The 13,400-nt window shown below is 36.5% G+C and carries 11 protein-coding genes; 4 read left to right on the plus strand and 7 right to left on the minus strand.

All coding sequences use genetic code 11. The features are described from left to right. Positions 1–56: 56 nt before the first annotated feature. From serC to rpsO, 5 genes are all read right to left on the minus strand, one after another. Positions 57–1,130 (minus strand): 3-phosphoserine/phosphohydroxythreonine transaminase, encoded by a 1,074-nt coding sequence (serC, locus tag EYS08_RS21010; protein ID WP_131031950.1) that lies wholly within the window; start codon positions 1,128–1,130, stop codon positions 57–59. A gap of 216 nt (positions 1,131–1,346) precedes the next feature. Beyond that, positions 1,347–3,773, minus strand: coding sequence for a TonB-dependent receptor (locus EYS08_RS21015; protein ID WP_131031951.1), 2,427 nt, complete (start codon positions 3,771–3,773; stop codon positions 1,347–1,349). Between the two features lie 85 nt (positions 3,774–3,858). Then, positions 3,859–4,530: a ribulose-phosphate 3-epimerase gene (gene rpe / locus EYS08_RS21020; RefSeq protein WP_131031952.1), complete on the minus strand. Its 672-nt coding sequence runs from the start codon at positions 4,528–4,530 to the stop codon at positions 3,859–3,861. A gap of 249 nt (positions 4,531–4,779) precedes the next feature. Next, a complete protein-coding gene (pnp, locus tag EYS08_RS21025) occupies positions 4,780–6,915 on the minus strand; it encodes a polyribonucleotide nucleotidyltransferase (protein WP_131031953.1) in 2,136 nt (711 codons plus the stop codon). A gap of 177 nt (positions 6,916–7,092) precedes the next feature. Beyond that, complete coding sequence (gene rpsO / locus EYS08_RS21030) at positions 7,093–7,377, minus strand: 30S ribosomal protein S15 (RefSeq protein WP_029275143.1); 285 nt, start codon at positions 7,375–7,377, stop codon at positions 7,093–7,095. 187 nt (positions 7,378–7,564) lie between these two features. Between rpsO and EYS08_RS21035 the strand changes: the two genes are divergently transcribed. Further along, on the plus strand, positions 7,565–8,113 hold the full coding sequence (locus tag EYS08_RS21035) for a hypothetical protein (protein ID WP_131031954.1): 549 nt from the start codon (positions 7,565–7,567) through the stop codon (positions 8,111–8,113). 171 nt (positions 8,114–8,284) lie between these two features. Here EYS08_RS21035 and EYS08_RS21040 read toward each other — a convergent pair whose 3' ends face one another. Both EYS08_RS21040 and EYS08_RS21045 read right to left on the minus strand, forming a co-directional pair. Next, the gene (locus EYS08_RS21040; protein ID WP_131031955.1) at positions 8,285–8,761 is read right to left on the minus strand and encodes a hypothetical protein; all 477 of its coding nucleotides are present in this window, start codon (positions 8,759–8,761) and stop codon (positions 8,285–8,287) included. Positions 8,762–8,768: 7 nt separating this feature from the next. Then, positions 8,769–8,972: a hypothetical protein gene (locus tag EYS08_RS21045; RefSeq protein WP_131031956.1), complete on the minus strand. Its 204-nt coding sequence runs from the start codon at positions 8,970–8,972 to the stop codon at positions 8,769–8,771. 99 nt (positions 8,973–9,071) lie between these two features. On the opposite strand from EYS08_RS21045, the gene EYS08_RS21050 reads away from it, so the two are divergent. The 3 genes from EYS08_RS21050 to lepA all read left to right on the plus strand — a co-directional run bounded on the left by EYS08_RS21050 (position 9,072) and on the right by lepA (position 13,326). Beyond that, positions 9,072–9,491, plus strand: coding sequence for an acyl-CoA thioesterase (locus EYS08_RS21050; protein ID WP_131031957.1), 420 nt, complete (start codon positions 9,072–9,074; stop codon positions 9,489–9,491). A gap of 329 nt (positions 9,492–9,820) precedes the next feature. Further along, the gene (locus tag EYS08_RS21055) at positions 9,821–11,245 is read left to right on the plus strand and encodes an MATE family efflux transporter (RefSeq protein ID WP_131031958.1); all 1,425 of its coding nucleotides are present in this window, start codon (positions 9,821–9,823) and stop codon (positions 11,243–11,245) included. A 293-nt stretch (positions 11,246–11,538) separates the two neighbouring features. After that, entirely contained in the window at positions 11,539–13,326 is a 1,788-nt protein-coding gene (lepA, locus tag EYS08_RS21060) for a translation elongation factor 4 (protein ID WP_131031959.1), read from the plus strand. The last annotated feature ends 74 nt before the right edge of the window (positions 13,327–13,400 follow it).

Below are 13,400 nucleotides of genomic sequence, written 5' to 3' on the forward strand. Positions count from 1 at the left end.
TTGATTGATTACACCGATTAAATAATTGCAGTAATCATCTGTGGTTAAAATTTAAATTAATTTGCTTTTGCTTGTTGTTCTTCAAATACCTGCATGGCATCTACCAAAGCATGTACACTTGTAATTGGCAACGCATTATACATAGATGCACGGAAACCACCAACGCTTCTGTGCCCTTTAATACCCACAATACCTTGCTCTTCTGCATATTTCAAGAATGGTTTTTCCAATTCTGGATTTTCCATTACGAAACAGATGTTCATTCTAGAGCGATCTTCAACTGCACAAGTTCCTTTAAATAATGGATTACGGTCGATCTCTCTGTAAAGTGCTTCAGCTTTTTGTTTGTTTTCCTTTTCAATCTCAGCAACACCACCTTTCGATTTTAACCAACGTAGATTTAATAAAGCTACATAGATTGAGAAAACCGGAGGTGTATTGTACATCGAATCGTTATCGATATGCGATTGATAGTTCAACATAGATGGAATTTTACGGTCGATTTTTCCTAAAATTTCATTCTTAACAATAGCAATGGTTAAACCAGCAGGACCTACATTTTTTTGAGCACCGGCATAAATTAAATCGAATTTAGAAACATCGATTACACGGCTCATAATATCAGAAGACATATCGCAAACAACAGGAATGTTAGTTTTAGGTACTTCGAAAAGCTCAGTTCCGTAAATGGTATTGTTTGAAGTATAGTGGAAATAAGCACTATCAGCAGGAATTTCAAAATCCTTTGGAATGAATGTATAGTTCGCATCTTTAGACGAAGCAACTACATTCACATTACCGATAAATTTAGCTTCTTTTAGTGCTTTGGTTGCCCAAACACCAGTGTCTAAATAACTTGCTGTTTGTCCATCGCCCAATAAATTCATTGGAACCATTGCAAACTGTAAACTTGCACCACCTTGTAAAAATAAAACGGAATAACCCGACGGCACATTTAATAATTCCTTTACCAACTTATCAGCTTCAGCAACAACTGCCTCAAATTCGGTTGTTCTGTGCGAAATTTCTAAAATTGATAATCCATCGTTAAAATCTAAAACAGCCTGAGCTGCTTGTTTAAACACTTCTTGAGGTAAAATACAAGGGCCTGCGCCAAAATTATGCTTCATCTTATTATATAATGTTTTATGGGCGTAAATGTAAAATTTTTATAGCAGTTATGCCCATAAAATCGTATCATAAAAAATTAAATTTTGTTAAAAATCTCAACGAAATTGAGCCTTTTGTTGCAGTTTTTGCAAAAGAATTCATTAATCAGAAATACAAAAAGATGAAGAATGTCTTATCAAACCTATCAGGTTTTTAAAACCTGATAGGTTAGTAGTTTATGGCTTATTCTTCAACTTTACAATCAACTTCAGGTTAAACTGCCTGCCTGTTAAATAATTTGGAATGGCATATTGCATATTATCTACATCCTTAAGCCACAAGTAGGAAACTGTGTTGTCGATATTCAGCATATTAAAAACCTCAAAGAACAAAATAACCGAACTGAAATTTTTGTCCAAAAATTTGGGTTTGTGCAAAGCGGCGTCATCAAGGAAATCTTTAGAGAAACCGATATCTACCCGCTTGTATGATGGGATAAAAAATTGATCTAAATACCGTGGGGTTTGCGATGGACCAATCGGTAGCCTTGAACCATATAGTGCATTTAAGTGTACTTTATAAGTTGGACTATTTAATAATTTATCCTGGAAAAATATAGAGAAATTTAAACGCTGATCAGTTGGTCTTTTTAAGTAGCCAGGATAAATTGTAGTTCCATTCTGGACATAACTATCTCCAATAATATCTTCATTGGCGTGCATTACCGACATTCTGAAATACGAAACCATGTCTTTAACAAACTCACCACCTATGCTAAAATCGGCCCCATAAGCATAACCACGTGAGACTTCATTCGCCAGATATTTAATTCTCAGGTTATCTATTTTATACGGTATCAATCGATCAGAATATTTAAAATACGCCTCAGAAGTAAACTTCAAGCGCGTTCCAAAAGCATCGAAAGCGTATTCATAACCTAGAGAAGTGTTATAAGAACTCTGTGCCTTTTGATCGATATTTAATACTCCGGAAAAATCGCGGATGGTTCGGTATGAGGGTGGCTGCTTATAAACACCAGCAGAAAACCTTAAAATTTTGTTGTTTGAATTGGGTCTGTAAGCAATTAACATCCTTGGACTGATTAACAACTGTTTGCTTAACGAACTATATGTTGCGCGTGCGCCCAATTGCAGTTCTGCCGAATTTGAAAGTGAATAACTATCCTGAATGTAGGTACTGTAATTTTTAATATCGATATTGTTCTGTATGTTGATTACATTTTGCAACGTGATATTTTTCGAATTGTTGGGCAAGATGAAGCCAGCAGAATCAGTATAATTATATTCGTTCAACTGGTCGTTATATTTAGAATTGTCGAATTTTATTCCCCAGGAAAAAACATGATTATTAAAATTCTGATCTACTTTTATTTCAGAAGCGAAGATCTGGGTGTTTAAACTATTTCTTCCATAATTATAATAACTGCCAATGCCCCTGTTTTTATTGATCACCCCAAAATTTTCACCTGAAAAATTATTATCCACCTCATCGAAAATATAGCTGCCATTAATATCGAAGCGCTCTCTCTCAACCGTACTAAAATAACTGTTTATAAACTTGATCACCAGGTTTGGTTTGGGTGAATAAGTAGTAGTAACAGCGCTTCCCAAAGTTTGGTAATCGTCTATTTCTTGTCCTGTATAATCCACATTTAGTCTTAATGTAGTACTCAACGTTCCGAACTGGGTTTCTCTATTAGTGGGTACCAGTTTAAACTGACCGAGGTTAAAGCTCCCCAAAAAACTGATATTGAATTTTGATGAAAAATCATATTGATACAGGAGTTGTGCATCGGCAAAATTCGGACTATAACTTCCCTTTTCATCTTGTTTAATCAGTACACTTGAATTGTTTTTGTAGCGTAAACCAGCCAAAAGGAAGCTGTTTTTGAATATTTTTTTGGTTGTTAACGAAGTATTTAAAAGACTCGTACTAAAGATGGTTTGATTACTATCTGGTTTATCATACCTAATATCTAAGATTGAAGATAGTTTATCGCCATATTTAGCTTCAAAGCCACCTGCAGAGAATTTTGCTTTACTCACCAGGTCTGAATTGATAAAACTTAGTCCCTCCTGTTGTCCATTGCGGATCAATACTGGTCGGTTAATTTCTACATCGTTGATGTAAATCAGATTTTCATCGAAGTTACCTCCCCTAACGCTATACTGGGCACTTAATTCGTTGTTTGTAGATACACCTGGCAGGGTTTTGAGCATAGTTTCAAAATTGCCAGAAACCAATGGCATTGAAGAAACATCGGCAATATTAATAGTAGTGGTGTTACTTAACTGGTTCTGTTTATTGGTGATATTAACCTGCTCTAATTCATTTATATTAGCAATTAAATTTACCTGTTTTATAATCCTAGCTCCCGAGCGTTCGCTAAATTCTATTGTTTGTGGCTGATAACCCAAAAGCGAATATTTAATGCTAAAGGTTTTCGATTTTGAATAAATGGTATATACACCAAATTCATCAGTAACTGTTGATTGTGCCTGCCCTAAAACGATTACCGTAACCTGTGCTAAGGGTAACTTTTCATCGCTATAAACTATTCCTGAAACCCTAACTAAAGGCTGTGCCACGGCAAAACCGCAACCAGCAATTAAAAAGAGAAGGATTAGCCGAAATTTGAGCATTTTTAGTATCAAGGACAAAGTATCAGGTATTAAGACTGTATGTGCCTCATCCTAAAAACAATTTAGCAATAAAACATTTAACAAATTAAATATTTATCGCGCTAGTTGTCAAGCTTTTCATTTTAGAAATGGTTTCTGTTGGATTATCTGTTGCGAAAATTGCATTTCCGGCCACAAAAGCATTGGCACCTGCAGATACTAATGTAGCAATATTTTGCAAACCAACACCACCATCGATTTCAATTATTAGGTCTTCATTTACCCCTTGAATCAAGGCCTTTAAATCCTTTATTTTCTTGTAGGTATTATGGATGAAAGCCTGTCCGCCGAAACCGGGATTAACCGACATAATGAGTACCAGATCAAGATCTTCAATTAAATCTTGTAACAAGGTTACTGGTGTATGAGGATTTAGTGCTACACCAGCTTTGCAACCAGATGCTTTAATTAATTGAATGGTTCTATGCAGGTGCGTGCAGGCTTCGTAATGTACCGTGATTCTATCCGCTCCCGCTTTGGCAAAATCCTGAACATATTTATCCGGCTCAACAATCATTAAGTGTACATCTAAAGGTTTGGTAGCATGTTTTTTTACAGCAGCCATGATGGGGAAACCAAAAGAAATATTTGAAACGAAAACGCCGTCCATCACATCAACGTGGAACCAATCGGCTTCGCTGTGGTTGATCATTTCAATATCTCGTTGTAAATTGCCGAAATCGGCAGAAAGTATGGATGGGGCAATGATGTATTTCATTTCTTTTATAATTCCATCATTGCGAGGCACGAAGCAATCTTTTAAAATAGTCTACTTAAAGATTGCTTAGTGCCTCGCAATGACGATTTGTTTATACGATTTACTAATAATGCAAGTTACGAAAGAAGTCCGAAAGTTTTTAGTCAGAAAGACCGAAGTTAAATTTTTGCATAAAATAAAAACCCTTCCAGTAAAACTGAAAGGGTTTGCTATATCTTCCGACTCTTGGTCTCCCGTCTTCGGACTTTTTTACGCTTGTGGCGCAGCTGGTTTTTCTGGTCTTGGCAATAAAACTTTGCGAGAAAGTTTCATTTTACCTTGCTTATCGATGTCTAATAATTTAACCTCGATTTTATCACCTTCTTTTAATACACCGTCCATGGTTTCTAAACGTTCCCATGAAATTTCAGAGATGTGTAATAAACCATCTTTACCTGGCATCACCTCAACAAATGCACCAAATGGCATAATTGATTTTACTTTACCTTGGTAAACTTCGCCGATTTCTGGTTTAGCTACGATATTACGGATACGGGTAACCGCTGCATCAATAGCTGCTTTGTTATCTGCAAATACTTCCACAATGCCTTTACCATCAACTTCTTCGATAGAGATTGAAGCACCGGTTTCGCGTTGCATTTCTTGGATAATTTTACCACCAGGGCCGATAATTGCACCGATAAATTCTTTATCAATAGTTAAAGAAACAATACGTGGTGCATGTGGTTTGTAATCTTCGTTAGGTGAGCTGATGGTTTTCTTCATCTCATTTAAGATGTGTAAACGACCTTCTTTAGCCTGTAACAAAGCTTTTGTTAAAACTTCGTAAGATAAACCATTGATTTTTAAGTCCATTTGACAAGCAACAATACCATGTTCAGTACCAGTTACTTTAAAGTCCATATCACCTAAGTGATCTTCATCACCTAAAATATCAGAAAGGATTGCATATTTACCAGTTTTTTCATCGGTAATTAAACCCATTGCGATACCTGAAACTGGAGATTTGATTTTAATACCTGCATCCATTAATGCTAATGTACCAGCACAAACAGTTGCCATTGATGATGAACCATTAGATTCTAAGATATCAGAAACAATACGGATGGTATAAGGATTTGCTTCACCTTGAGGCAATACTTTTTTCAATGAACGTTGTGCTAAAGCGCCGTGACCAATTTCGCGACGGCCAGCGCCTCTGTTTGGTCTAACCTCACCAGTTGAGAAACCAGGGAAATTATAGTGCAATAAGAATTTGTTGTAACCATTAAAGAAAGCACCATCAATCATTTGCTCATCATCTTTACTACCTAAAGTAACTGAAGTTAATGATTGTGTTTCGCCACGTGTAAATACAGCCGAACCATGGGCAGCAGGTAAATAACCAACTTCACTCCAGATAGGGCGTATTTCTGTAGTCTTACGGCCATCTAAACGGATACCTTCATCTAATAATAGGTTTCTGATGGCATCGTACTGAACATCATGATAATAATGTTTAGCCATTGCTTTAGTTAAATCTGCAGTATCTTCCGGCATTGCCTCGAAGAATTCGTTAATGATTGCAGTAAAACCTTCTTTACGAACATCTTTATTGCCGCCAGCTTTTGCTACAGCATAAACTTTATCGTAAGTATCAGCATAAACTTTAGCTTTTAAATCAGCATCATGGTCTTCGTGGTTATATTCACGTTTAACCGTTTTGCCAGTAGCTTCGGTTAATTCAACCTGAATGGCGCATTGAACTTTAATCGCATCATGTGCAAATTTTAAAGCCTCAACCATTTCGTCTTCCTGAATTTCATCACACTCACCTTCAACCATGCCTATATCATTAGCCGAACCAGCAACCATAAACTCTAAAGTTGCACGCTCTAATTCGCTAGCTTTCGGATTGATAATTAATTTACCATCGATTTTCGCCACACGTACTTCAGAAATCGGACCGTTGAAAGGAATATCAGAAACTGATAGTGCAGCAGATGCTGCTAAACCTGCCAAACAATCCGGCATTATATCTTTATCAGCAGAGATTAAAGAAATCATCACCTGGGTATCAGAGTGATAATCACTTGGGAACATTGGGCGCAAAGCTCTATCTACCAAACGAGAGATTAATACCTCGTAATCGGATAATCTTGCTTCACGACGTAAAAAGCCTCCTGGAATACGACCTGTAGCCGCATATTTTTCCTGATAATCAACCGATAAAGGTAAAAAATCAGTACCTGGTTTAGCACCAACAGTTGATACTACTGTTGCTAACAACATCGTATCGCCCATTTTTACTACAACCGAACCATCAGCCTGTTTAGCCAATTTACCAGTTTCAATTTCTACAATTCTGCCATCGCCCAAATCGAACGATTTTTTTATTACATTCATTTAAATAGAATTATGGTGTGTTTTCCTCTTTCTACACACCGTTGTTTATATATGTATTTGTTTTTGCAAACGAAGATAGGATTAAAAAAAGCCTATCTATAATAAAACCCGTTAAAAAATTAACAGGGAATTAAAAAGCCATTCCCTAAAGAATGGCTTTTATTGATAAACTTGCGCTTATTTTTGTTTGATGATATCACGAAGCGATAAAGCTTTGATGATAGCACGATAGCGCTCAATATCTTTTTTGTATAGGTAAGCCAAAATACCGCGGCGTTTACCTACCAATTTTTGAAGTGACAACTGAGTAGAGAAATCTTTACGATTTTTCTTTAAGTGTTCTGTTAAGTGCGCAATACGGTATGTAAATAACGCTACTTGACCTTCTGCAGAACCCGTATTGGTTTCTACTTTGCCGTGTTCTTTAAAGATTACAGCTTTTTTCTCTGGACTTAAATACATTCTTGAATAATATTAAAGCAATAAAAATTAATTAATTGTGGCGCAAAGATAAGGTTATTTTTATTTATTAACAAGCGCTTGTTGTTATTATCTTTCTTGTGTATTTGCCTTTTTAGAAATATTTACATCTTATAGGTTCAACAACTGATATTTTCTATTTTAGATTAAATTTACAAACTAATGAAATATGCAGAAAGCGCAAAATAAGTTTAAGTTATCATTAAATACTGTGGTTGGTTTATGTGCAATTGTAACCAGTATTTGCGCTATTATTATAACCTTATATCAAACCAGGTTGCAAAAAGTTCAGCAATATGCGTCTGTGAAACCACTGCTTATGAGTTATTCAAACAGTTTTTCGGACATAAAAAAAACTGGGGAAGATAATTATCATTATGAGTTTCTGATTGTAAACCAAGGCCTTGGTCCAGCTATTGTAGCTGATTATGATTTTTATTATAAATCAAAACGTTATAAAAATATAGCCGAAATTCTTAAACAAATAAAAAAAGATAACGCTTTAGAGGCTACTAAATCAGTAGTCCTGGCTAATCTTTGGAAAAACGAAATTTTGCCTGTCGGCGAAAAGTTAAGTCTGATAAATATAAACGATGAACGCCTTGGGCCACTTATAGAAAAAGCCAATATTAAAATTATGGTCCAATATAAATCGCTTTACGGGCAGGAATGGCGTTTCATCAGTAATGATAAAGCTGAACCAAAGGAAATTGATTAAATTTAATTTTTAATTATCATTTTTAGAAAAGCAAATTTAGTTTTCATCGCTTGCTGACCTTCCGTCCGCGTTACAGTCTTTTGTGATTGTTAGTCTCGGCGTGTCGAAGACCCCTTCACAAAAGGTATTTCGTTAAGACGGGTTTAGAAAACCTGAGGAGGTGCACGAAACTTAGTTTTTCTTATTAATGCGCTCTAATTCTAAAACATCCAATTGGTCTTTAGGCCTATTAGTTGCCCGTTTATTATCCAAAAGATGGTTGTAATGAAGAAACCTAGCCTTAATACCATTAATCTCATCTACTGTGGCCATTTCAAAATACTCATTAAATTTGTGTTTATCCAATCCAGGGATATCAGTCATTAAATCAGCATACATGCCATCATCCATTAAAACTTCACAATAACCTGCTATAATTGGAACATCCAACAACATATCGTATTTACCATAACCCATCTTATCTAAAGCATAAATAAGATTTTGCCTATTATCTTTACTGTCTTTTAAATAAATATCTAAATCACCAGTGGTACGATTATAGCCATAACGGTTAACTGCAAAACCGCCCACAATTAGATAATGTACGTCAAATTGCTCAAATGTTTCCAATAACAAGAGCATTTCTTGGTTTTCCTTATCAAAAGACATATTTGAATTATATGTTTGCCTTACGGATAATAATACCCTTCCCTTGTGGCGATTTAAGGGGTTGCCCCCCATTCATGATAACTGAAATGTGGTTAAGCTGCAAAACACCAAAGAAGCGCTGCTCGGGGGTACGCTTTAAATAAACATTTTCACGCTCTTCGGCTATTGTTTCGCGCGCAACTGTAATATCATATAAAGTGAGCTTTCCCATTTCATATCAAAAATACGAAAAATAGATGATATATCTTTACATCAATACATCTTTATATAAAGACATCAAAAGCTTACTTTTGCAAAAAAACATTTACCCTTGGAAAAGAACCAGTACTGCATTTTTGAAAGTGAATTACGTGTCCGCCCGGATGATATTGATATGTTTAACCATGTACATAATAGTAAATACCTTGATTATGTATTGGCAGCACGTTACGAGCAAATGGAAAAATTCTACGGTATGCCTTGGGAACATTTTACTAAACAGGGCCTGGGATGGGTTGTAAGCCATGTTGACATTAGTTTTAAACGCCCATTGTTAATGAATGACTTAATGCTGATTAGAACAGGAATTTTAACCATGAATGATAAAGGCTGTTCGGTTCAGTTTGAAATCATTAATCAAAAGACTAGCAAGGTGGTTTCAGATGGCATTTTTGATTATGTATTGATTGATTTGACTACTGGCCGTGGAACAAAGGTTTCAGAAGAAATGATCAAAGCCTACAGTATATAGAGATGATTACACCGATTAAGGAATTATAGATCCCTGAGTTCCATGTCTCTGTGATAAAAAAATACTCGTAAATTCAATTTGAATGGTCTGTGAGACACAGGCTGGTAATCGACAATAAAAATTAATCACTTCAATAAAAATTGGTCATCTAAATTTGACAATTCGAAATTTTATCTATATTTGTTGCATCAAAAAGACCAGAGCCATGATAGTATCTGCAATCCGTTTGAGGTTCTAAATAACCGAGGATTCCCTCCAATACAATTTTTAGATATGTACGCTTAATGGCGTATCATTGGTTTATACATTACACTTTACTTTATTATTATATGTCACAGTCAACAAAGGCGCAGGGCAAACTTTCGTCTTTTTTCGATATCCTCGTCCAATCATTAAAAGGTCATGAGGTTGATTTAACTTCAATTAGTATTAAACGCGCAATTATTTTATTGGCCATTCCGATGATGCTAGAAATGGCTATGGAGTCGGTTTTTGCCCTAGTCGATCTATATTTTGTAGGTCATTTAGAAAATAGTAGTTATGCTATACAAACGGTTGGTTTAACGGAATCTGTGTTAACCATTATTTATTCATTAGCCATCGGGTTGAGTATGGCTGCAACAGCGGTGGTTGCCAGGAGAATTGGCGAGAAGAATCCAGAAGCGGCATCAAAAGCTGGTATGCAGACGATTGTAATTGCGGTTTTCGTTAACATTATAATCAGTATTCTAGGCTTAATTTATGCAAGAGATATTCTATTGCTCATGGGTGCCTCAACTGAAACAGCTGATCAAGGTATTCCATTTGTTCGGATTATGATGGGTGGAAGTATTATTATTGTACTCTTATTCTTAATCAACGGGATTTTTCGTGGTGCAGGTAATGCGGCGATCGCAATGCGGAGTTTATGGATCGCCAATATTGCGAACATCATCCTCTGCCCTATTTTTATTAATGGTTTTGGGCCAGTACCAGCATTCGGTTTAACAGGTGCTGCAATTGCCACCACAATTGGTCGTGGTTTAGGTGTTACTTATCAGGTTTACAATCTGTTTAGTGGTAAAAACATCTTAAAAATACGCATTAGTCACTTCTTGCCTGATTTTACCCAGATTAAAGCCATTGTTAAGATTGCCGCTCCAGCCATTTTTCAGTTTGTAATTGCGAGTTGTAGTTGGGTGTTTTTGGCAGAGCTTGTTGCCACTACTGGTGGTGACACGGGGTCGGCAGGTTACCAAACTGCACTGCGACTGATGATGTTTTTTATGTTACCCGCTTGGGGCTTAAGCAATGCAGCTGCCACTTTGGTTGGCCAGAATTTAGGCGCGGGTCATATAGATCGCGCTGAAAAGTCGGTATTCCAGACCTTGAAATACATCATCATTTTCATGGCGGTTGTAAGTGTGCTGTTTTTAACCTGTGGACATTTGTTCGCAGCATTTTTCACATCAGATGAAGAGGTAATAGCTATTGCGAGTAAGGCCCTTAAGATTATGAGCCTCGGTTTTGTGATTTATGGAGCTGCTATGGTATTCAGTAGTGCATTTAATGGTGCTGGAGATACCTGGACACCTACCAAAATTAATGTTTTTGCCTTTTGGTTGTTCCAGATTCCTTTGGCTTACTTTTTGGCCAAATTTTTAGAAATGGGTCCAACAGGTGTTTTTATTGCCATCCCAACAGCTGAAGCAGGTATTGCGATAGCTGCCTATATCTTGTTTAAAAAGGGTAAATGGAAAAAAACTATGGTTTAAGTTTTTACCACAGATAGGTACAGATGAATTGCTTAATTGAATAGCATGATCTGTGCTTATCTGTGGTTAATTTTAAGCACCAGGTATAAATCCCTTCAAAAGAATTACCACAAATGATCAATAAATCTGATGGAAACGAACATCCAAACCTAAAGTCGGGATAAAGTATAAAAACAGGATCATTGCAAGCGAACACCCCTATTTTTACTTGCCAAAAAGATAAAGATTCAACCATTGCAGCATTCCATTTTCCCTCTTATATTTTCCATTAAAAAGCATATCTTTGCGCAAAGATGAAGCATATACGTAATTTTTGCATTATTGCACATATCGACCATGGTAAAAGTACTTTGGCTGATAGGTTATTAGAATACACCGAGACAATTTCAAAGCGTGAGGCGCAGGCGCAATTGCTCGATAACATGGATTTAGAGCGTGAGAGAGGCATAACAATTAAAAGTCATGCCATACAAATGAACTATAAAGTTGGTGATATTGAGTATAATTTCAACCTTATTGATACACCTGGACACGTAGATTTTTCGTACGAAGTTTCGCGTTCTATCGCTGCCTGCGAGGGTGCATTACTTATCGTTGATGCTTCGCAAGGTATTCAGGCACAGACCATTTCGAACTTATATTTAGCACTTGAACACGACCTTGAAATTATTCCGATTTTAAATAAAATGGATTTACCTGGGGCAATGCCCGAGGAAGTAAAAGACCAGATTATTGATTTAATTGGATGTAAACGAGAAGATATTATTCCTGCATCGGGTAAAACCGGCATGGGTATCCCTGATATTATCCAGGCAATTGTAGACCGTGTTCCGGCTCCGGTTGGTGATCCGGAAGCACCTTTGCAAGCTTTAATTTTCGACTCTGTTTTTAACTCATTCAGGGGAATTATTGCTTATTATAAAGTAGTAAACGGCGAAATTAAAAAAGGCGACAAAGTAAAATTCATTAATACTGGCAAAGAATATCTGGCTGATGAGGTTGGTATTCTAAAACTGGATATGTCGCCACGTAATGTGGTAAAAACCGGAGATGTGGGCTACATTATTTCTGGGATTAAAGAAGCCAGAGAGGTAAAAGTTGGTGATACGATTACAACTGTTGCCAGACCTTCGTTAGATGCCATTCAAGGTTTTGAAGAGGTTAAACCAATGGTTTTTGCTGGGATTTACCCAGTTGATACAGACGAGTTTGAAGAACTTCGTGAAGCGATGCACAAGTTGCAATTAAATGATGCTTCTATCGTTTTCGAACCTGAGAGTTCTGCGGCATTAGGCTTTGGTTTCCGTTGTGGTTTCTTAGGAATGTTGCATATGGAGATTATCCAGGAGCGTTTAGAACGCGAGTTCGATATGACTGTAATTACAACGGTTCCAAACGTATCGTACATTGCACATACTACAAAAGGTGATGAATTTATTGTAAATAATCCATCTGATTTGCCTGATCCAAGTAAATTGGATTCGGTTGAAGAACCTTATATTAAAGCAAATATTATTACCAAGGCTGACTTTGTTGGTCCAATAATGTCGCTTTGTATCCAAAAACGGGGTGCGATTATTAATCAATCATATCTAACATCGGACAGGGTTGAGTTGGTTTTCGAAATGCCAATGGCCGAAATTGTATTCGACTTTTATGACAGGTTAAAAACACTTTCTAAAGGATACGCTTCGTTTGATTATCACCAAATTGGTTATCGTAAATCTGATTTAGTACGATTAGATTTATTGTTGAACGATGAGCCTGTTGATGCATTATCATCTCTGATTCACCGTAGCAATGCTTACGATTTTGGAAAGAAAATCTGTGAGAAATTAAGAGAGTTAATCCCACGTCAACAGTTCGAGATTAAAATACAGGCATCAATTGGTGCTAAAGTTATTGCCCGAGAAACACTGAGTGCTTTACGTAAAGATGTAACGGCTAAATGTTATGGTGGTGATATTTCCCGTAAACGTAAGTTATTGGAGAAACAGAAAAAAGGTAAAAAACGTATGCGCCAGGTTGGAAACGTAGAGATTCCACAAAGTGCATTTATGGCGGTTTTGAAATTAGATTAACCCCCTAGCCCCCTGAAGGGGGGATTATTGGCGAGTTTTATTAAGTTAAATCTTAAATTATAAAATTATAACGG

Source organism: Pedobacter kyonggii (assembly GCF_004310665.1).
GTDB classification, from domain to species: Bacteria; Bacteroidota; Bacteroidia; order Sphingobacteriales; family Sphingobacteriaceae; genus Pedobacter; species Pedobacter kyonggii.

Bases quoted from the DNA above. Each gene is read 5' to 3' on its own strand.
- EYS08_RS21055 (WP_131031958.1), top strand. From the start codon at position 9,821: ATGTCACAGTCAACAAAGGCGCAGGGCAAACTTTCGTCTTTTTTCGAT.
- EYS08_RS21035 (WP_131031954.1), top strand. From the start codon at position 7,565: ATGCAGAAAGCGCAAAATAAGTTTAAGTTATCATTAAATACTGTGGTT.
- EYS08_RS21015 (WP_131031951.1), bottom strand. From the start codon at position 3,773: ATGCTCAAATTTCGGCTAATCCTTCTCTTTTTAATTGCTGGTTGCGGT.
- rpe (WP_131031952.1), bottom strand. From the start codon at position 4,530: ATGAAATACATCATTGCCCCATCCATACTTTCTGCCGATTTCGGCAAT.
- EYS08_RS21040 (WP_131031955.1), bottom strand. From the start codon at position 8,761: ATGTCTTTTGATAAGGAAAACCAAGAAATGCTCTTGTTATTGGAAACA.
- rpsO (WP_029275143.1), bottom strand. From the start codon at position 7,377: ATGTATTTAAGTCCAGAGAAAAAAGCTGTAATCTTTAAAGAACACGGC.
- EYS08_RS21045 (WP_131031956.1), bottom strand. From the start codon at position 8,972: ATGGGAAAGCTCACTTTATATGATATTACAGTTGCGCGCGAAACAATA.
- pnp (WP_131031953.1), bottom strand. From the start codon at position 6,915: ATGAATGTAATAAAAAAATCGTTCGATTTGGGCGATGGCAGAATTGTA.
- lepA (WP_131031959.1), top strand. From the start codon at position 11,539: ATGAAGCATATACGTAATTTTTGCATTATTGCACATATCGACCATGGT.
- serC (WP_131031950.1), bottom strand. From the start codon at position 1,130: ATGAAGCATAATTTTGGCGCAGGCCCTTGTATTTTACCTCAAGAAGTG.